We start from the raw sequence: 20,083 nt of genomic DNA on the forward strand, positions 1-20,083 counted from the left end.
GGAGCCCCACGAGACCCTGTGACGGTACGGCGAGGCCGGGTTCACCCGGATCCGGCCTCGCGGAGGGACTTGCCCTCTCTGATGCATTCGACCGCCCTGTCCGGCGGCACCGTCCGCCCGTGCCGGAACGCCTCGTCGAACGCCTCGTCGCCGACGACGGCGCGAGCGAGGCTCTCGGTCACGTCCCGCGGCCCGGCGAACTCCGGTGAGCTGAAGGCCGGCAACCCGAAGGTGTTCCACATCCGCTCGGCCGCGCCGAGCAGGCAGGCGGCGAGCTCGGCCTCCTCGCCCGCGGCGGCGACGGCGGCGAGCTGGTCCATGGCCATGGCGCTGCCCTTGGCGTCGCCGAGCCGCCATTTGACGTCGAGCGCGGCCCGCGCGTAGACCTCGGCGGCGTCGATCTCACCACGCCCGAGTTCGGCCTGGGACCGCATCTGGTCACCGTACGCTCTGGCCCACAACTCGCCGCGCTCGACGCAGCGTGTCCACTGCCGCTGGAGCACCTCGGTGGCCTCGTCGAACCGGCCCTGCAGGTTGAACAACATGGCCCAGACGGCCTCGGTGACCGCGAGGCCGACGCTGGGACGGCCGGCGCGGTCGAAATATTCGGCGGAGCGGGTCAGCATGCCGGGCACGGAGTCGAGCTCGCCGCTGCAGATGGAGAAGACGGCCACGGTCTGGGCGGCGAATCCGGCTTGGACGCAGTCGTCGTAGTCGAGGGCGATGGCGAGGGCCTCCTCCGACTGCGCCTTCATGCCGTAGTCGCCCTGGGAGAACGCGATCCACCCCCGCACCCAGAGCGCTCTGGCGCGGGCGATGCCGGGCTCCTGGTTGAACTTGATCGCCTGGTCGAGGAAGTAACGTCCCTCACGAAACTCTCCCAGGCAGGCCCAGACAAACCACAACAGCCCGGCGAGCTCCAGTCCGGCCGGCTCGTCAATGGAACTGGTGAGTGCGATCCGCAGATTGGGCAGCTCGGCGCGTGCCCACGCGGCCCAGGTGAGCTGATCGGGGCCATACCACTCGGCATCGGCCCGGCGCACCAGCGACAGATAGTGCTCGCTGTGGCGGCGGAACATCATGTCCTCCTCGCCCAGCCTGCGCAGCCACTCGCGCCCATAGTCGCGCACGGTGCCGAGCATGCGGAAACGCCCGTCACCCTCCACAAGAAGCGACTTGTCGGCCAGCCGGGCCAGCAGGCCGTGCACCTCGTCCACCCATTCGTCCCCGCAGACCGTTGCGGCGCTCTCGGCGTCGAACGACCCGGCGAACACCGTGAGGCGCGCCCACAACAGCCGTTCGTCCGGCGTGCACAGCTCATGGCTCCACCCGACCGCCGCGCGCAGCGTCTGGTGCCGTCCGAGCGGGGTACGGCTGCCGCCGGCGAGCAGCGCGAACCGGTCGTCGAGCCGGTCGGCGATCTGCTCGACGGCCAGGGCACGCACGCGGCGCGCCGCGAGTTCGATGGCCAGGGGAATGCCCTCCAGGCGGCGGCACAACCGGGACACCACGTTGAGGTCGAGTGCGACGCCCGGCACCAGGGCGCGGGCACGTTCGGCGAAGAGCCGGACGGCGTCGTTGCCCACGGGGTCGGTGTCGCCGGGTTCGGGCACCGGAAGCGGTTCGACGACCACCACCCGCTCGCCGGCGGCGCCGAGCGGCTGGCGGCTCGTGGCCAGCACCATCAGGTGTTCGGCCTCGGCCGTCAGCCTGTCGACCAGGTGGGCGCAGGCGTCGAGCAGGTGTTCGCAGGTGTCGAGCACAAGCAGCATGCGCCGGTCTTGAAGGAATTCGGCGAGCACCTCGATCTGCGGCCGCATCGACTGCTCCCGGAGTCCGAGCACGGCGGCCACGTCGTGGGCGACGAGGTCGCCGTGTTGCTCGGGGGCGAGTTCGACCACCCAGACGCCGTCGGGGAAGGAGTCGCGTGCGTCGCGTGCGACCCGCAGGGCGATCCGCGTCTTCCCGACGCCCGCGAGACCGGTGAGGGTGACGACCCTCGACCGTTGCAGCAGTGCCGCGACTTCACCGCATTCACGACTGCGCCCAATGAAACTGCTGGTCTCCGCCGGAACGCTGCCCGGACGCCAAAGTGGTGTCTCCGTCACCGTTTTCCCGCCCTTCGCGTGAAACGGCTTGTAGCTAACCACGGAATTGTTCATACAATTCCTGGACTATATGGGGATGGGTGGAGAGTTTTTCTCCCGAAGCGCATGATTCCTCGTCACCGGGAGATCTGGCTCCCGCGTGCGAGAAATAGGGCATCGTGATCGTCACCCTTGAGCGACTTGCCGATCGACCCCTCCTCGTGCCGGGGCCGGCTCCACGCCGGCGGGGGTGTGGCCGAGACGTGGGCGGGACCCGGCCTCTTCGAGTGAGGCCACGAGCCGGTTCGCGGCGGGCAGGAGCACCTCGTCGCCGAACAGCGTGCCGACGCGCACGGCTCCCTCGGCGTGGTCGAGGGCGAGGGCGTTGAGTCCCCGCTTTCTGGCCACCAGCGCCATGTTGTACTCGATACGGCCGAGAAGCCACTGCTCGTCCCGCCCGCGGGAGAATCGATCGGCCTCGGCGAGCAGGTTGGCGGCCTCGTCGACCCGGCCGGCCGAAAGGAGCACGACGGCGGTCAGCACACGGGCCGGTTGCAGGCCGGGGAACATGTCGCCGACGGCGGAGTGGGCCGAGCAGGCCGCTTTTGCGAGGGTGAGCGCCCGGACGAGGTCGCCGCGGAGGAAGGCCACACGGGCGGCCAGATGCACGGTGTAGGGGGCGTTCGCGGCGGCCGCACGGCAGGAGGCGAGCAGCCGCCCGGCCGTGTCGAGGTCGCCCTGGAGGGTGACGACCCAGCCGCAGACCCATAGGGTCTTTAAGCGTTCGGGAGAAAAATCCACGGGTAAACGCAGCGCCCGTTCAAGATATCGCCGCGCGTCGGCAAGGCTGCCACAACAAACCCAGAGTGGCCAGAGGGAGCCCGCGAGATCGAGTCCCGCTCTATGCTCGGCGGGATCACTGAATGAAAATTCAAGCGCTTGACGTATATTTTCGTATTCAACCCTCAACCGCGTGTAATGCGCTAGTTGCCGCCCTTCCCACGCTACTTCCGTCCGATGAGCGAGTTCCCGGTGATAGTCGCGGTGCCGCACCTTCAGGGCACCGCTCTCCCCGAGCCTCAGCAGCCAGTCGGTCCCGAACTCGCGAACCGTGTCGAGCAGGCGGAACCGCACCCCCGCCGGGTGCTCGATCCTCAACACGACCGACTTGTCGACCAGGCCGGTCAGCACATCCATGACATCGACCGCCGAAAGCGGACCTCCCGCACAGATCCCCTCCGCGCTCTCCAGGCTGAAATCGCTTTCAAAGACCGACAAACGTGCCCACAGCAGCCGCTCCAGCGGCCCGCACAACTCATGACTCCATCCCACGGACGCCCGCAGCGACGCATGATGCGGTTCCGCCGGGCGTGCGGGCTGCGACACGCGGACCAGCACGGCATAAGGGTCGTCGAGCCGGCGCAGCAACTCGGCGGCCGACATCTCGCGTAACCGGAGCGCCGCGAGCTCGACGGCCAGCGGCATGTGGTCGACCTTGGCGCAGATGGCGAACAGATCCGCCGTCGGCAGGTGATCGGCGTGGCCCTCGGCCCGATCGCGCAGCAGGGCCACCGCCGCCTCCGCCGGGAGTGGCTCGACGGCCACAATATGCTCACCCGGCAGGCCGAGGACGCTGCGGCCGGTCACCAGGACCCGCATCTCGGGTGCGGCGCGGAGCACGGCGTCGGCGAGTTCGGCGGTCTTCTCCACGATCTGGTCGCAGCCGTCCAGCACAACCAGCGCGGGGCCGGGAGGCAGCCGTGCGGCGAGTCGGGCCCTCGTGCCGGCGGTGGAGGCGAGGCGCCACGGCAGGCCGGCCAGGCCCTCGCCGTACGGCAGCGCCTCACAGCACGGCACCGCCTCACAGCACGGCACCGCCTCGCCATACGGCACCGCCTCGCCATACGGCACCGCCTCACATGACGGCGGCGTCCCGCTGGACGGCGTCGGCTTTCCCGGGGGCAGGGCGTCGAGCACACGGGTGAGCAGGGTGTCGAGGCGTGAGGCGGTCAGGGGGCCCGGGGCGCGATCGGCCACACCGGAGAGGTCGACCGGCCAGACGCCGCCGGCGTAGCCGGGGGCGAGTTCGCGGGACAACTGCCGGGCCAGGGCGGATTTGCCCACACCGCCTGGACCGGTGATCGTCACAAGGCGCGAAGCCTGGAGGAGACGCACGGCTTCCGCCATCTCCGCCCGTCGCCCGATGAATCGCCTCACGTCCACGAGGTTGACCCTTCGCCGCCGTCTCGATGGTAAACGCATGCCCTGGAAGGGGTGACTTGGTCGCGCGGAAGCGAAGTGGCAGATGACAGCAGAGACTAGACTCTGGCCCACGAGTCCGTGGCCGAGGGCCACGGCTCTGCTGTCTCGGCAGATGTGTCGTAGATGTAGTAAATATCGAAGATTTAGTCAATGAGTGTTGGCTGTGAGCTGGACGGGGCCGCATGTCTGGTTATGACCGCGTAGTACAGCCGGCTGCCGGTGACGAGGCGCTGGAAAACCACCTCGGAGGCGACGAGGGCAAGAACTACCGGAAATACGAGTTCGATACGGTCGCTCCGCATGTGGGCAGGTCGATGCTGGAGATCGGCTCCGGGCTCGGCCACTTCGCCGAGCTGTTCCTGCCCCGCCTGGACCGGCTCGTCGTGAGCGACTTCGACCCCTACTGCATTGAGCAGCTCCGCAAGCGGTTCGCCACCCGCGACGAAGTCGACGTGCTCCAGTTCGGCCTGCCGACCGAGATCCCGCTCGACAACAAAGTGGACACGGTCGTGATGATGAACGTCCTCGAGCACATCGAGGAGGACGTCGAGGCGCTGCGTTCGCTGGCCCGGGTGACGCTTCCCGGTGGCCGCATCGTCATCTGGGTGCCGGGCTATATGCAGCTTTATGGCGACTTCGACCGCAAGGTGGGGCACGTCACGCGTTACACGCCGAAGACCCTGGCCAAGACCGTCGCCGCGGCCGGGCTGAAGGCCGAGGTGCTCAAGCCGATCAACTTCCTCGGCGGCATCGCCTGGTGGCTCGCCGTGCGCCGGGGCGGCGTGGGTTATCCCGACCCGCGCCTCGTCAAGATCTACGACCGCACGGTGGTGCCCGCCACCCGCCTCATCGAGCGCTTCGTGCGCCCGCCGTTCGGCCAGACCGTCTTCTGCGTCGCCCGCGTCCCCGGCTGACCCGCGCCCTTCACACCCTTTCCACAGACGACCCCCGGCAGACCAGCCGGGGGTCGCTCTGTTTTCCTCGGCGCCTCCCGGTCCTGTCCGGCCCAGACCACCCGCCGATGTTCGGAACCTCCCCCGGCTCCACCGGTGATCCGGTGGCGCGGAGTTTGCCGTGTGTCCCAACAAAATCACGCGGCTAATGAACGGCTTCCCCGTCTCGACGTGATTCCGCAGGTCAGAAGAGACAGCCCAGACAAAGCCCCAGGTAAGTGGTCTAGACCGATCAGTTGGATTTGTTTGGCCGTTGTCAAAACGATATCAACCGGTATAGACCAGCCCTGGAACCCCCGCCTACTGTGAGGGCACCGATCTGGCGCACGGGAAAGCAGAGCACCCTGCTCAGGCGGTTATGACCCCCCTGGGGCGGCGGATCCCACTGGTACGGACCAGATACCGGCGTCCGGCGGCCAGAGTCCAACGTCCGATGACCAAGGCGGTATTAAACGGTGAACATCAAGCTCGTGACCTCGGCCACGCTCGGTGTGGCCGCAGCACTGGTGTTGTCCAGCTGTGGCAGCGGCGGCGGTAGCTCGACGCAGTCCGACGGCAAGCCCGCGGACGGCGGCACGGTGACCCTCAAGATGGTCGCCGCGGACTACGGAGGCGGCCCCACGGCCGAGGACTCCGGCGCCAAGTTCTGGAAGACCGTCACCGACGAGTTCACGGCGGCCAACCCCACCATCAAGGTCGACGTCCAGGTCATCAACTGGAACGACATTGATGAGCAGGTCGCCACCATGGTGCAGAACGGGCAGTTCCCCGACATCCTGCAGACCGGCGACTACTCCGGTTTCGTCAAGGAGGGTCTGCTCCACAAGGTCGACGAGGTGCTGTCCCCCGCCACCCAGAGCGACCTCCTTCCGAAGTTCGCCGAGTTCGGCAAGGTCGACGGAGCCGCCTACGGCATCCCGTTCGTCTCCTCGGCCCGCGCCCTGTTCTACAACAAGCAACTGTTCAGCAAGGCCGGCATCACCGAGCCGCCCAAGACCTGGGACGAGGTCAAGGCCGCGGCCGAGAAGCTGAAGAAGTCCGGTGTGGCTCAGCCGTTCGGACTCCCGCTCGGCGCCGAAGAGGCCCAGGGTGAATCCTTCCTGTGGTTCATGGGCAACGGCGGCGGATACAAGGACGCCTCCGGCAACTGGGCGATCAACTCGCCGCAGAACATCGAGACCTTCAAGTTCCTCAAGGAACTGCACGACGCCGGGCTGACCACGCCGAACCCCGGCACCAAGGACCGCAAGGACGTCTGGCAGGACTTCGGTGCGGGCAAGGTCGGCATGGCCTTCGGCGGCCCCATGTCCATTCCGCAATTCGAGAAGGCCGGCCTGACCGACTTCGGCGTCGCGCCGATCCCCGGTAAGAGTGCCGTGCTCGACACCACCCTCGGTGTCCAGGACTGGATCATGGCCTTCAACAAGAACAACCGCGCCGACGCCATCAAGAAGTTCTTCGACTTCTTCTACACCGGCACCGCCGCCCAGAAGATCAGCGACACCTACAAGCTCCTTCCGGTGACCACCTCCGGCATCCAGAAGCTGAGCAGCGACGAGAAGCTCAAGCCGTTCCTCGATGCCCTGCCCAAGGCCACCTTCTACCCCTTCACCGACCCCAAGTGGACCGAGGTGAGCAACGAGGCCAAGCAGTCCATCGGCAGCGCCATCACCAAGGACGCCGCCGAGGTTCTCGGCCGCCTCCAGAAGGTCGCGACGGGAAGCTGAGCCCGTACGGCTTGCGCCGCCTTCGCTCGGGCGGCGCAAGCCGTACGACTACGCAAAGGACTCAGTCATGCATCAGAAATCCCAGAGCCGGATGGGTCGGGCGCTGACCCCGCTCCTATGGATCGGCCCGGCGGTGATCCTTATCGCGGTCGTGGTCATCTGGCCCGTCGTGGTGATGATCCAGTCGTCGTTCCAGAAAATCAGCCGATTCGGCATCGTGCAGGGGGCGAACGGGCTCGACAACTACACCAAGTTGTTCGAGGAGCCCGACTTCGGCGGCGTGATGTTCCGCAGCCTGATCTGGGTCGTGGCGGTGGTCACGCTCACGGTCGTGCTCTCTCTCGCCCTCGCGCAGCTCTTCAACCAGAAGTTCCCGTTGCGGAACGTGGCCCGGTGGGCGCTGATCGCCCCCTGGGCGGCCTCGGTGCTGATGACGGCGATCATCTTCAAGTGGATGCTCGACCCCGAGGCCGGCCTGATCAACATGCTCCGGGTCGACCTCGGCCTCCTCGACGCCCTCGGCGGGCCTGAGGCCGATCCGCTGGGCCAGGCGAGCACGGCCATGCCGTGGCTGGTCTTCGTCGCGGTGTTCGTGTCGCTGCCCTTCACCACCTACGCCCTGCTCGCGGGGCTCGCCACCATCCCGTCTGACATCTACGAGGCGGCCAAGATGGACGGCGCGAAGAAGTGGCGCGTCTACTGGTCAATCACGTTGCCGCTGCTGCGGCCCGCGCTCACGGTCGCCGCGCTGATCAACGTGATGAACGTCTTCAACAACTTCCCGATCATCTGGGCTATGACGCACGGCCAGCCCGGCTACTCGACCGCCACGTCGACCATCTTCATGTACATCCTGAAGGGCTCCGACATCGGCGAATCGGCTGCGATGTCGGTCGTGAACTTCGGCATGGTGGTCGTGCTGACGGGGCTCTTCCTCAAGGTCAGCCGTTGGAACACCGAGGTGGCCCGATGACCACAAGCACAGCTCCCCGCACTGACACCCGCGCCCCGGTCTCCCGCCACGGCCGCAGGGCCGCGCCCAGCCGGACCCTGCCGAAGCTGAAGACGGTGATCATCGCCGCCGCGGCGTATCTGATCGCGTTCATCTTCCTGTTCCCCTACGTGGTGATGGTCATCACCGCGCTGCGTCCTCAGAACGAGCTCCAGGACGCCACCTACCTCCCCAGCACGTTCGCGTGGTCCAACTTCACCAACTTCTGGACCGGCGGTCTGGCCGGCAACCTGTGGGTCACCATCCAGGTCGCCGCCGGATCGACGCTGCTCGTGCTGCTTGTGGCCCTCCCGGCCGCTTACTACACCGCACGGCACAACTTCCGGGGCCGCACGGCTTTCCTCATCGTCGTGCTGATCACCCAGATGTTCCAGCCGACCGCGATGCTCGTGGGCATCTACCGGGAGTTTTACCAGTTCGGGATGGTCGACTCGATCTGGTCGCTGATCCTGGTGAACGGCGGGTTCAACCTGGCGTTCGCCGTATGGATCCTCAACGCCTACTTCAGCTCGATCCCGCGGGAGCTGGAGGAGGCGGCTTTCATAGATGGCAACGGCCGGTGGGGGGCCCTGTTCCGGGTCACGCTTCCGTTGGCCATGCCGGGTGTCATCACCGCGTTGATCTTCACGTTCATCGCGGCGTGGAACGAGTTCGTCGTCGCACTGACCCTGACGACCACCCCGGAGAAACAGCCGCTCACCGTGGCGCTGAACTCCTTCATCGGGCAGTACGAGGTGGACTGGCAGAACCTGTTCGCCGGATCGGTCATCGCCACGATCCCGGTGATCATCCTGTTCGCGTTGATCGAGCGCAAGGTCGTGGGCGGCCTTACCGCGGGATCGATCAAGTAGCGCGACCGGGTCACAACCCGTGGGCCGCACACACGGCGGCCCCACGGTTTCCATAGGCCTTTTCCTCGCTCATTCCACGGGGCGACCGTGCGGGCGAGTCGTCGGGCGACCACCCGGTACGGCCTGCCCACTGGGTCGCGGGATGGGCAGAAAAGGCGCGATCTCGCGGGGCCACAAGCCCCGCGAGATCGTCTTTTTTGCGTTTAGAGGCGTTCGATGATGGTGACGTTGGCCTGACCGCCGCCTTCGCACATGGTCTGCAAGCCATACCTGCCGCCCGTGCGCTCCAGCTCGTGCAGGAGCTTGGTCATCAGCACCGCTCCCGTGCCGCCGAGGGGGTGGCCGAGGGCGATGGCGCCGCCGTTGGGGTTGGTCTTGGCCGGGTCGGCGTCGATCTCCTTCAGCCAGGCCATGGGCACGGGGGCGAACGCCTCGTTGATCTCGACGACGTCCATATCGTCGATCGTGAGGCCCGCCTTCTTGAGCGCCTTCCTGGTGGCCGGGATCGGCGCGGTCAGCATGTAGACCGGGTCGTCGCCGGCCAGGGTGAGGTTGACGATCCGGGCGCGGGGCGCGAGCCCGTGGTCACGCACGGCCTGCCCCGACGCGAGGAGTACGGCGGCGGCGCCGTCGGAGATCTGCGACGAAGTGGCCGCGGTGAGCCTGCCGTCCTCGCGCAGCGGCTTGAGCGACGCCATCTTCTCCAGCGTGCTGTCCGGGCGGGGCCCCTCGTCGTCGGCCACGCCGGCGAGCGGCGCGATCTGGTCCTTGAAGTAGCCGTTCGCGATGGCCTTGGCGGCCCGCTGGTGGCTCTCCAGGGCGAACCGCTCCATCTCCTCGCGGGAGAGATCCCACTTCTGCGCCATCAGCTCGGCGCCCCGGAACTGGGAGATCTCCTGCGCGCCGTAGCGCTCGTTCCAGCCGTTGCCGTACAAGTACGGCATGCCCATGTCGAGTCCTGCGGAGATGGACGACCCGATCGGCACGGTGGTCATGGCCTCGACACCGGCGGCGACGACGAGGTCCTGCGTGCCGGACAACACACCCTGTGCGGCGAAATGGATCGCCTGCTGGGAGGAGCCGCACTGGCGGTCGATGGTGACGCCCGGGACGCTCTCCGGCAATCCCGCCGACAACCACGCGGTGCGCGCGATGTCACCGGCCTGCGGGCCCACTTGCATGACACAGCCCATGATCACGTCGTCGACGGCGGCCGGGTCGAGGCCGGTCCGCTCGATCAGGGCCTTCAACGGATGCGCGGCCAGGTCCGCGGGGTGGACGGCGGACAGTCCGCCTTTCCTCCGTCCGACCGGTGTGCGGACCGCCCCGACGATGTACGCCTCTGCCACTGTCCCTCCAGGATCAGTCCCGCATGAAACCGAGCAACGTTCGGTATTTCAGAGGCTATAACAGAACCTTGCTCGGTTTCGATACCAGGGCCCTGGATTAACGCCGGTGCGACGACGTCAAGGTGGCGTAGACGATGATGTTGTCCGTGTAGTGGCCGGTCGAGCGGTTGTAGACGCCACCGCAGGAGATCACGTGGAGCTGCGGCTTGTCGTAATCCCCGTAGACCCGGTTGGTGGGGAACAACGTCTTGCTCGTCTGCTCGATGCCGCCGACGGTGAACACCGCCACCGTGCCGTCCTGGCGGTGCACCTCGATCGTGTCCCCGTGCCGCAGTTCGTGGAGGCGGCGGAAGACCGCCGTGCCGGTGCGCGTGTCCTTGTGCCCGAGCATCACCGCGGCACCCGCCTGGCCCGGAGTCTGCATACGCCGATACCACCCGACCAGGTTGGCGTTGGTGACCGGCGGCACCTCGATGGCGCCGCGCCGGTCTAGACCGACCGACTTGACGGGCGCGTCGACGTTCAGCTTCTTGATCACGATCCGGGTCGGGGTGGACGGCAGCATCGGCGTCGCCGCCACGATGTCGGGCAGCGGCGCGCGCGCCTCGGGCGGCCCCTGGAAGTAGTGCGCGTTGTCGACCGCCGGCGAAGCGCTCGGCTGAGCCTGCACCTGCAGTGCCGTACGCCCCTCGGAGAGACCGTATTCCGCCGGGTTGGCGAGCACCAGGACCAGGCCGACGACCACCGTGACGACCCCCGCCACGGCGGCCAGGATCAAGATCGCCCGCAGCGCTCCCCCGCCGCCCCGCGGCTCCGGCTCGGGCTCCTGCCACTGGCCGCCCTGCTGCCACTGGTCACCGTAGCCGTATTGCGGGTGGCCGCCCTGCGTCGTCACGGCACTGCCCTGATCAGCGTCCGCCGACGCCGCGGCGGCGCAGGAGGAGCCCCGCGGCCCCGGCGGCGAGCACCGTCACCGACCCGACCAGGATGAACGTCCTGCCGTCCGGCCCCACACTGCCGCCGCCACCGGTGTCGGCACCACCCTTGGGCGTGGCCTCGGTGGTCTCCTTCGGCGACACGGTCTCGTATTCGGTGACCGTGGTGGTCGGCCTCGGGGTCGTCGACCTCGTCGGGCTCGGCGTGCTCGTGTTCGAGCCCGTGGGCGACGCACTGGCCGTGCCGACCCGCAACTCGACCGAGGCCTGCTGGGTGTTGACGCCGCTGGTGGCGACGACGCAGTCATAGAGCGTGGTGGGCGTCGTTCCGGTGCCGGCTACCTTCACCGTGAACTTTCCGGCCCTGGCGATCGTGGTGCCGGTGACCGTGGGCGTCACGGTGGCCGACATGGTGGGCAGCGGCAGCGGCGAGTTCTGCGGCACAGGGCTCGTGAGCACCGTATGCGTGCTGGTGGCCTTGACCGTCACCGTGGCCGTGGCGCTCGGCGGGGCGACGAGGATCTCACCCTCGATCACCACCTTGTCCCCCGTGGGGACGGCGTTCGGCGCCGCCAGCCACGGTGTCGCAGCAGGTTGGCCGTTGGACCAGGTCAGCGGGACGGCCTGGGAGGCTGTCGGCGTGACGTTGACGGCGTTCAGGTTGACGTTGAACAACGGCGTGACCGCGGGCGAGGCCGCGATCGCCCCGGCGGGGGTGCAGGCGTAGCTGACACTGCGCTGGTCGGCGTTGGCCGAGGCCACCATGACGAAGCCCGCGAGGAGCAGGGCACCACCGCCCAGTGCTCCTGCCACGGCCGACTTGGCGGCGATGTTACGCTGCCGCGCCTTGGACTTGAGCACTGGATCTCTCCGTTTCGGGGGTGGTTGACCGGTTCTCAACGGCGTACCAGGATTACAGGCTCTGATCACGGTTTGGTTGCGATCCTACGGAGGCTTCGCCACCAACGCGAGTCAGACCAAAAATCCACCCCAAGTTTCCCCTACGTAACTCCCTTATCGCTTGCGCTTCGCCGACAACGTCGCGTAGACGATCACGTTGTCACTGTAGCTGTGACTCTTGGTGTTCAGCACACCTCCGCAGGTGACCAGACGCAGTTCCGCCACTTTGGTGTTGCCGTAGACCCGCTGGGTGGGGAAGACGTCCTTGCGCACCTGCTCGATGCCGCTGACGGTGAACTCCGCGACCGTGTTGTCCGACCGGTAGATCCGGATCTTCCGCCCCTTCTGCAGCTCCTTCACCCGGTTGAACACTGCCGCCCCGCGCTTGTTGGTCACGTGCCCGAGGATGACCGCCGGGCCGAGTTCGCCCGGCTTGGGGCCGTGCCTGTACCACCCGACGAGGTTGGACCGGTTCATCGGCGGCACCTGGATCTCGCCGGAGGCACGCAGCCCAATCGACGTCATCGGGGCCGACACGCCGAGCGACGGGATGACGATGCGGGTCGTCCGTACCTTGCTGTTCTTGGCGAAGGCCGCCGCCGGACTCACGGCGGGCGGCGGGGCCGGTGCGGTCAGCTTGGCCGCGGTGAGCGGCTTGCCCGGTCCGCCGGTGCCGACCTCGGGGGCGAAATATCCCGAGCTGGCCATGTTCTCGAGGGAAAGCGTCTCGCCCTGCGCCTGCGGCTCGGCCGGTGGCGTGGACGGGGCGAGGTAGGTCAGCAGACCCGCCATGATGACGCCGATCGTGGCAAGTGAGCCGAACACGAGGAGCGCGGCGATCAGCCGTCCCCGCGGGGTTTTGTCGGGTCCCGTGCTGCGGAAGGCCGACCCGGAGTCGATGCCGCTCACTCGTGGTGCCCCTCTCCGGTCTCGGCGCCGCCCTTGGGAGTCACGCGCACCTGTGGCCTCGCCGTAACGGTCGCCGTCGCGGTCGCCGTCGGACGCGGCGACTCCGTGCCCGAGACCACCACACTCGAGTGGCTGCCCCAGGGGGAGGTGGTGTCCCGCGAACTCCTCGGCGCTTCAGGAGCCGGCGGGGCGACCGGCGGTGTCACCGGCGGCGTGGGAGTGGTGACCGGCGGGGTCGTGGTGGCGGTCGGGCTCGGCCCACCCGTCGGACCGGGCGTCGGAGTGGACCCGGGGTCCTTCACCTTGATCGGGATCTTGGGGGTGGCCTCCACCGGCTTGCACACCGTGCGGTACGGCGAAGCCACAAGGTTGTTGGCCGTGCCCGCGTGCACACGGAACGCGTCGACCCGTGCGTACTTCTCAGCGGTCTTGTTGGTGACCTTGAGGCGGTATTTCCCGTAGGGGAGGTTCGCGGCGGCGGGGAAGATCTGCTTGACCTTCCTCGTCAGCGTGGACGACTGGTAGAGGTCTTCGGTCTTCGTTTCGACAGGCTGCTCGAAGTCGTCCACCTTGAGTTCGACCTTGCCCATGTCGCTCGCCAGGTCGCTCATCAGGTCGACCCCGGTGCCGACGAAGGTGAACTCGCTGCTATCGCCCTCCACGTCGACCTGGCTGACGTCCTTGTCGTGGTGGAACTCGCTTCCGTACGGGCTGGAGTCGTTCTCCCGGGTCCAGGTGCCGTTGTAGGCCAGCGCGAACTCGCCCTCGGAGACGAAGGTGTCGTTGTAGGTCGACTCGACCGGCGCCAGGTCCAGGATCAAGGAGCCGACCGTGATGTAACCCCCGCCGGGTGCGGTGACCGCGACCCTGCCGGTGTCCACGGTGCCGAACTCCAGCGGCGCGTTGTCCCTGATCCGCGCGGCGTCGACCAGGCGGGTGCCGGTCGCGTCGATCGTGCCCTCTCCTGTCCACAGGCCGTGGGCCTCCACCCGGCCGGTGACGGCGAGATGGGCGCCCTTGTCGAAGCGTTCGTCCTGGTGGTTCGGGACCTTCAGCGGGGACTGCGCCTCGCCGAGCCTCCAGGAGACCTCAAGCCGCTCACCGAGGGTCAGCTCCTTGGACGACAGGGAGACGGTGACGGCGACGTTCTTGCCGTCGGCCAGCGGGCCTGCGCACTGGAACCAGTAGGGTCCGGCGGCGTGGCTCGTGCTGCCCGGAACGACGACGAGGGCGGCGGTCGCCAGCCCCACGGAGGTGGCGGCAAGCGCTCTTCGAAGCCCGACTCCGCAACGAGACACCACACACTCCGTTCACGGCGCACCGCCGGATCGGGCTGGATGTCCCGTCCAGGCAAGATAAGACCAAAGTAAAGGGAGAGTAGATCATAGAACGAACCAGGGGGGTGATCACCCACGAACTGCACTTATCCCTATGGACCGTGGCAGATTTGTGATCTCCCCCCGCATTTCCCCGCACCCGCCTCTTCGGCATCGCATACTGGGGAGGAAGCCCCACCAATAAGGCGGTGCCCGCTTGAACAACGGCCTGATCCTGCTGTTCTTCCTGGCGTTCCTGTTCGCCTGGCTCCTCAACCGCGTCCGCCGGCGTCTCGGCTTCGGCCCCGCAGCTTACTCGCTGGTGATGCTCGCCTTCATCGTCTTCATGGGCTTGGTGTGGGCGCAGTCCCACCAATAGCGCCCATCACCCTCCGCTGCCGGTATGGACCGCCGTAGCAGTCCTTAGCGGGGCCGAGGGGCGGGTGTGGGTGTTTTGTCCCCATGTGGCGGGCGGCGGCCCGGGGAAGGCGCTACAGGGCTAGCGGCTCTTGGTGGGGATCTCGAACCAGACGGCTTTGCCTTCCTTGGTGGGGCGGGAGCCCCAGCGGCGGGCGAGCTGATCCACCAGGTAGAGCCCCCGGCCACCCTCGTCGTTCTCACCGGCGCTGCGGATGCGGGGAAGGCGCAGGTCCTGGTCGAAGACCTCGACCCAGACGGCCTTGGCGCCCCGGCGCAGGCGGAGGGTGAACTCCTTGTCGCCGCTCACCTCGTCTTCGAAGCCCGGCACGTCCCAGGACTCGTCGAAGGGCAGCGGCGGGCCGTCCATGGCGAGCTCCCGGCGGGGCACACCCGCGCCCGCGGCGTGCAGCACGACGTTGGTGACGACCTCGGAGACGAGCAGGCAGGCGAGTTCGGCGCTCTCCTCGGGGACGTTCCACCCCTCGAACGCCTCGGCCGCCATGCGCCGCGCCTCGCCGACCATGATCGGCTGTGCGGCGAACGCGCGTTCCTCGACGTCGAGGTCGACCGCGGCGGACCGGACCACCAGCAGGGCCATGTCGTCGTCGATGTCCCCAGGCACGGCCTGTGTGGCGCTGTCGGCGATGGCCTCGACCGTGGCGGAGGTGAACCGCGCGAGCTTCTCGCACAGGGTCTCCAGGGAGCGGTCGTCGACCTTCGCCCGGCTTCCGCCTTCTATGCCGGGGTGTCTCTCCGCGCCGGCCGGATCCTTGGCGGGGCGCCTGTCGACCAGGCCGTCGGTGTAGAGCAGCAGGGTGGCGCCGGGAGGAAGCGTGATGCTCTCCTCCTTGTACACGAGGTCGACGGGCATGCCCTTAGCCCGCACGCCGAGCGGCTGGCCCACCTCGGTGATCTCCAGTTCACCGCAGGTGCCGTCGACCAGCAGCAGCGGCGGGGCGTGGCCGGCGTTGGCGAGCGACAACTGGCGGGACCACGCGTCGTAGACCATGTATTGGCAGGTGACGATCGGGGGGACGGCGATGTCGTTGCCGTTCTCGTCGCGCTCGGGGGCGGCGAGGATGCGTGTCCACTCGTCCAGGCGGGCGAGGATCTCGGCGGGCGGCTTGTCGTCCTGGGCGAAGGCCCGCAGCGCGGCGCGCAGCTGGCCCATCACGGCGGCGGCTTTGGCCCCGCGGCCCTCCACGTCGCCGATGACGATGCCGACCCGCCCGGCCGACAGCGGGATCACGTCGTACCAGTCGCCGCCGACCTGGGTCTGGATGCCCTGGCCGTGGCTCGCGAGCGGCGCGGCGGGCTCGTAGCGCACCGCGATCTCCAGCCCGTCGAGCTGGGGAAGCGCCCGGGGCAGCAGGTGCTTCTGAAACGACTCCGCGGTGTGGCGCTCCTCTTCGAAGAGCAGGGCGTTGTCGACGGCGAGGGCGACGCGGGTGGCGATGGCCCCGACGAAGTCGCGGTCGAAGGCGTCGTAGTGGGGGCTGCGCCGGTCGGTGAGGTTGGACAACCCGAGGTACATGAGCCCGAGCGTCTGGCCCCGCACGCACAGGGGGGCGACGATGGCCGAGGTCAGGCCGATCTCGCCGGCCAGCCGGGCGCTGCCGGGACTCGGCGCGGGATAGCTGACCTGGGAGAAGTCCTCCACGAGAACGGTCTCCTGGCGGCGGACCGCGATGTCGGCGTAGTGCCCGGTGGGATAGCGGATGTCGCCGCCGATGGGCGCCCAGGTGCCGGGCGGCGGGGTCCATCCCTGCACGTGCTGGGAGACCCGGCGGATCATCCGGTCGCCCTCCACCAGCTCGATGAAGCAGTGGTCGGCGAACTGCGGGACAAGCATCTCGGCGACGCGCTTCAGCGTCTCCTCGACGTAGAGGGAGCCCGCCAAACGCTCCCCGATGCGCTCAAGCAACCCGAAGCGGTCTTTTTCCCGCTCGTTGCTGCGCATGGCCTCACGGGCCGTGATGACGATGCCGGTCACCGATCCGGACGGGTGACGCAGCGGCACGGCCTGAGCGCGGACGTAGATCATCGTCCCGTCGCCGCGCTTGATGTCGAAGGTGCCCTCCCAGACCCCGCCTTTGAGCACGTTTTTGGCGAGCTCGACCGCGAGCGGGTGATCCTTTTCCATGATGCCCACGCCCAGCAGCGACTGCTCCCCCGAGCCGGGCTTGCCCGGCCGCCCGAAAAGCTCCTCGGCGTAGGGGTTCCAGTAGAGGAGATTGCTGAAGCGATCCGTGACGACCACCGCCATCTCCGCCTGATCGAGCACGGCGTCCGCGGCGAGCTGGTCGGTCACGTCCTTCGACAGGTCCCCCCATCTCTTCATTGGGGGACCACTCCTCGGGGAGGCATATGTGCAAAGCGAACCACGGGCGCTCCTGCAGTCTTGGCCTGAGGGGAGAGGAGGATCTCCCGATGGGGATTCAACCAAGCAGGAACTCGCTCAGCGCTTGGAGACGAAGACATGCGTGGCGACATCGCGCGGGAGATCCGCAGAACCGCCATCCGCCTTCTCGTCACCTGTCACCCGCACACCGTCGTCGCTCGTCGCGAGCGTCACCTCGCGTCCGGGTTGTATCCCAACTTGCTTGAGTTTAAGCATCACAGCGGGATCGCTTTGCACTTGTTCGCTAATTCGACGCACGATCACCGCCGTGTCCTTTGGTCCTGCGACGTCGAACATCGTGACGATCGGAGCGCTCTCGGCCTCGCTCGCCCCCTTGACCCCGAGTTCTTCCAGGCCGGGGATCGGGTTGCCGTGGGGACAGGTGACCGGGTTGTCGAGGAGGACGACCAGCCGCGCCTCCACCGATTCGGACATCACGTGCTCCCAGCGGCACGCCTCCACGTGGACCTCTTCCCACGGAAGGCCGATGACCTGGGTCAGCAGGAGCTCCGCGAGGCGGTGCTTGCGCATCACGCGCGTGGCGAGCGTGCGCCCGAGCTCGGTCATGGAGAGGTGGCGATCCCCTTCGACCCTGACCAAACCGTCCCGCTCCATGCGGGCGACGGTCTGGCTGACGGTGGGGCCGCTCTGCTGCAGGCGCTCCGCGATGCGGGCGCGCAGGGGGACTATGCCCTCTTCCTCCAACTCGTAGATCGTCCGGAGGTACATCTCCGTGGTGTCGATCAGGCCGTGTGCGGTCAAGGTTCCTCCCGTCCTACCTCGATGCTACGTCCGTCGCACCGTCTGGAATACCGTGTGCCCATGGCCGCGTTCCAAGGTCGTTTGCACCGCCGTTGGTGCCGACCCTATTGCGAGAACGACGCACCGTGGCAATGGACAGCAACACCGGGTGCGCTATCTTGCTTCCCCAATCACCCAGTGCACACATTTGGGACAGCACATCACCCTGGGTAACCGTACCCCGGTGACTGTGAGCGGGCTAGGGAGCCAGCCGCTCCAGAGTCCAGCCGTCGGGAACCCGGCGATAGCGCAGCCTGTCGTGCATGCGGTCGGTCTGGCCCTGCCAGAACTCCACCTCGACCGGCACCACGCGGAATCCGCCCCAGAAGTCCGGCATAGGCGGCTCCTCGGGCCACCGTCCGGCGAGTTCGGCGTAGCGCTCGTCCAGCGCCTCCCGCGAGCCGACCACGGCCGACTGGCGCGAGGCCCACGCGCCGACGCGTGAGCCGTAGGGGCGCGAGTGGAAGTAGGCGGCCGACTCGTCACGCGGCAGCCGTACGGCATGGCCCTCGACGCGGACCTGGCGCCGGATCTGGTGCCACGGGAACATCAGGCAGGCCCGCGGATTCTCGGCGAGATCGCGGCCTTTGCGTGACTCGTAGTTGGTGTAGAAGACGAACCCGCGCTGGTCGAAACCCTTGAGGAGCACGGTCCTGGCCGAGGGGCGCCCCCCGGCCGAGCTGGTGGCCAGCACGACGGCGTTGGGTTCGGGCAACCCCGCGTCGACCGCGTCGGCGAACCACGCGGTGAACTGCGTCACAGGGTCGGTGGCGAGGTCCGCCTCAAGGAGCGGCTCACCCTCATAAGTACGGCGAAGCCCCGCCAAGGACGGCGGACGGGAAGTGGCGTTCACAGCTAGGCATTCTTCCTCGCCTGACCGGGCGGGTGGCACCCGGCCGCCAAAAACATGCCGTCTACCAGCAACGATGGCCTTTTGGCGGGTCCGGGGGCGGAGCAGAAGCAGGTAGGGGGTTGAATATGAGCGCCGGTATCTCGACATCAAGGCTTTGCCCAGTTGGATCAAGAACCGCTATGAAAGGGAGGCAGCCGAGTATGTCCGACTTCAAACCCGGGCTCGAAGGCGTCGTAGCTTTCGAGACCGAGATCGCGGAACCGGACAAGGAAGGGGGCGCTCTCCGTTACAGGGGCGTCGACATCGAAGAGCTGGTCGGTCATGTCTCTTATGGACATGTATGGGGCCTCCTCGTCGACAACGAGTTCCAGCCGGGCCTTCCCCCCGCGGAGCAGTACCCAGTTCCTGTCCGCTCAGGTGACATCCGGGTCGACGTGCAGAGCGCGCTCGCCATGCTCGCCCCGGCCTACGGCTTCAAGCCGCTGCTCGACATCTCCGACGACCGGGCGAGGGCCGACCTGGCACGCGCCTCGGTGATGGCCCTGTCGTTCGTCGCGCAGTCCGCGCGCGGTGCGTCCCTTCCCATGGTCCCCCAGAGCCGTGTGGACGAGGCCGACAACATCGTCGAACGTTTCATGGTCCGCTGGCGGGGGGAGCCCGACCCCGCTCACGTCAAGGCCATCGACGCCTACTGGACGTCCGCCGCCGAGCACGGCATGAACGCCTCGACCTTCACCGCACGCGTCATCGCCTCCACCGGCGCCGACGTCGCCGCCGCCCTGTCGGGCGCGGTCGGCGCGATGTCCGGTCCGCTGCACGGCGGCGCCCCCGCCCGCGTGCTCCACATGATCGAAGAAGTGGAGCGCATCGGCAGCGCCGAGGCTTATGTCAAGCAGGCGCTCGACCAGGGCGAGCGGCTCATGGGCTTCGGTCACCGCGTCTACCGCGCCGAGGACCCCCGGGCCCGCGTGCTCCGCCGTACCGCCAGGGAACTCTCCGCTCCGCGCTACGAGGTCGCGGTCGCGCTGGAGAACGCCGCTCTCGCCGAACTCCACTCCAGGAAGCCCGACCGGGTACTTGCGACGAACGTGGAATTCTGGGCGGCGATCGTGCTGGACTTCGCCGAGGTCCCCGCACAAATGTTCACCTCGATGTTCACTTGCGCCAGAACGGCCGGATGGGCCGCGCACATCCTGGAGCAGAAGCGCACGGGCAGGTTGGTCCGCCCCAGCGCCAACTATGTCGGCCCGCCGCACCGCTCGATCGACGAGGTGCCCGGAGCCGCCGAGGTCGTCGGGAAGCTCTGA

The 20,083-nt window shown here is 67.9% G+C and carries 16 protein-coding genes; 6 read left to right on the top strand and 10 right to left on the bottom strand.

Features of this window, described 5'->3' with window-relative positions:
- Positions 1-41: 41 nt before the first annotated feature.
- Both Ssi02_RS17270 and Ssi02_RS17275 read right to left on the bottom strand, forming a co-directional pair.
- Positions 42-2,108, bottom strand: a complete 2,067-nt coding sequence (locus Ssi02_RS17270; RefSeq protein ID WP_204026694.1) for an ATP-binding protein — start codon at positions 2,106-2,108, stop codon at positions 42-44.
- Between the two features lie 165 nt (positions 2,109-2,273).
- The gene (locus tag Ssi02_RS17275) at positions 2,274-4,310 is read right to left on the bottom strand and encodes an ATP-binding protein (protein ID WP_204026696.1); all 2,037 of its coding nucleotides are present in this window, start codon (positions 4,308-4,310) and stop codon (positions 2,274-2,276) included.
- Between the two features lie 221 nt (positions 4,311-4,531).
- Between Ssi02_RS17275 and Ssi02_RS17280 the strand changes: the two genes are divergently transcribed.
- The 4 genes from Ssi02_RS17280 to Ssi02_RS17295 all read left to right on the top strand — a co-directional run bounded on the left by Ssi02_RS17280 (position 4,532) and on the right by Ssi02_RS17295 (position 8,892).
- Positions 4,532-5,263: a class I SAM-dependent methyltransferase gene (locus Ssi02_RS17280; RefSeq protein ID WP_204026698.1), complete on the top strand. Its 732-nt coding sequence runs from the start codon at positions 4,532-4,534 to the stop codon at positions 5,261-5,263.
- Positions 5,264-5,757: 494 nt separating this feature from the next.
- Positions 5,758-7,029 (top strand): extracellular solute-binding protein, encoded by a 1,272-nt coding sequence (locus Ssi02_RS17285; protein ID WP_239128990.1) that lies wholly within the window; start codon positions 5,758-5,760, stop codon positions 7,027-7,029.
- 67 nt (positions 7,030-7,096) lie between these two features.
- Positions 7,097-8,002: a carbohydrate ABC transporter permease gene (locus Ssi02_RS17290; RefSeq protein WP_239128991.1), complete on the top strand. Its 906-nt coding sequence runs from the start codon at positions 7,097-7,099 to the stop codon at positions 8,000-8,002.
- Positions 7,999-8,892, top strand: coding sequence for a carbohydrate ABC transporter permease (locus Ssi02_RS17295; protein WP_204026700.1), 894 nt, complete (start codon positions 7,999-8,001; stop codon positions 8,890-8,892). Before Ssi02_RS17290 ends, Ssi02_RS17295 begins: the two co-directional genes overlap by 4 nt.
- Positions 8,893-9,095: 203 nt before the next feature.
- On the opposite strand, the gene Ssi02_RS17300 is transcribed toward Ssi02_RS17295, so the two are convergent.
- The 5 genes from Ssi02_RS17300 to Ssi02_RS17320 all read right to left on the bottom strand — a co-directional run bounded on the left by Ssi02_RS17300 (position 9,096) and on the right by Ssi02_RS17320 (position 14,283).
- Positions 9,096-10,241, bottom strand: coding sequence for an acetyl-CoA C-acetyltransferase (locus Ssi02_RS17300; RefSeq protein ID WP_204026702.1), 1,146 nt, complete (start codon positions 10,239-10,241; stop codon positions 9,096-9,098).
- Positions 10,242-10,338: 97 nt separating this feature from the next.
- On the bottom strand, positions 10,339-11,136 hold the full coding sequence (locus tag Ssi02_RS39330; protein WP_204026704.1) for a class F sortase: 798 nt from the start codon (positions 11,134-11,136) through the stop codon (positions 10,339-10,341).
- A gap of 13 nt (positions 11,137-11,149) precedes the next feature.
- On the bottom strand, positions 11,150-12,037 hold the full coding sequence (locus Ssi02_RS17310) for a hypothetical protein (RefSeq protein ID WP_204026706.1): 888 nt from the start codon (positions 12,035-12,037) through the stop codon (positions 11,150-11,152).
- A 153-nt stretch (positions 12,038-12,190) separates the two neighbouring features.
- Positions 12,191-12,985: a class F sortase gene (locus tag Ssi02_RS17315; protein ID WP_204026708.1), complete on the bottom strand. Its 795-nt coding sequence runs from the start codon at positions 12,983-12,985 to the stop codon at positions 12,191-12,193.
- Entirely contained in the window at positions 12,982-14,283 is a 1,302-nt protein-coding gene (locus Ssi02_RS17320; RefSeq protein ID WP_204026710.1) for a hypothetical protein, read from the bottom strand. The genes Ssi02_RS17315 and Ssi02_RS17320 overlap by 4 nt, the downstream gene beginning before the upstream one ends.
- Positions 14,284-14,518: 235 nt before the next feature.
- On the opposite strand from Ssi02_RS17320, the gene Ssi02_RS17325 reads away from it, so the two are divergent.
- Positions 14,519-14,680, top strand: a complete 162-nt coding sequence (locus Ssi02_RS17325; RefSeq protein ID WP_204026712.1) for a hypothetical protein — start codon at positions 14,519-14,521, stop codon at positions 14,678-14,680.
- Positions 14,681-14,800: 120 nt separating this feature from the next.
- Here Ssi02_RS17325 and Ssi02_RS17330 read toward each other — a convergent pair whose 3' ends face one another.
- From Ssi02_RS17330 to pdxH, 3 genes are all read right to left on the bottom strand, one after another.
- Complete coding sequence (locus Ssi02_RS17330; protein WP_204026714.1) at positions 14,801-17,062, bottom strand: SpoIIE family protein phosphatase; 2,262 nt, start codon at positions 17,060-17,062, stop codon at positions 14,801-14,803.
- Positions 17,063-17,179: 117 nt separating this feature from the next.
- Entirely contained in the window at positions 17,180-17,884 is a 705-nt protein-coding gene (locus tag Ssi02_RS17335; RefSeq protein ID WP_204026716.1) for an iron-dependent transcriptional repressor DtxR, read from the bottom strand.
- Between the two features lie 238 nt (positions 17,885-18,122).
- Positions 18,123-18,776, bottom strand: coding sequence for a pyridoxamine 5'-phosphate oxidase (gene pdxH / locus Ssi02_RS17340; protein ID WP_204026718.1), 654 nt, complete (start codon positions 18,774-18,776; stop codon positions 18,123-18,125).
- A 200-nt stretch (positions 18,777-18,976) separates the two neighbouring features.
- Here pdxH and Ssi02_RS17345 point away from each other — a divergent pair, with 200 nt between their 5' ends.
- A complete protein-coding gene (locus Ssi02_RS17345) occupies positions 18,977-20,083 on the top strand; it encodes a citrate synthase 2 (RefSeq protein ID WP_204026720.1) in 1,107 nt (368 codons plus the stop codon).

It is taken from the genome of Sinosporangium siamense, from assembly GCF_016863435.1.
GTDB lineage: Bacteria > Actinomycetota > Actinomycetes > Streptosporangiales > Streptosporangiaceae > Sinosporangium > Sinosporangium siamense.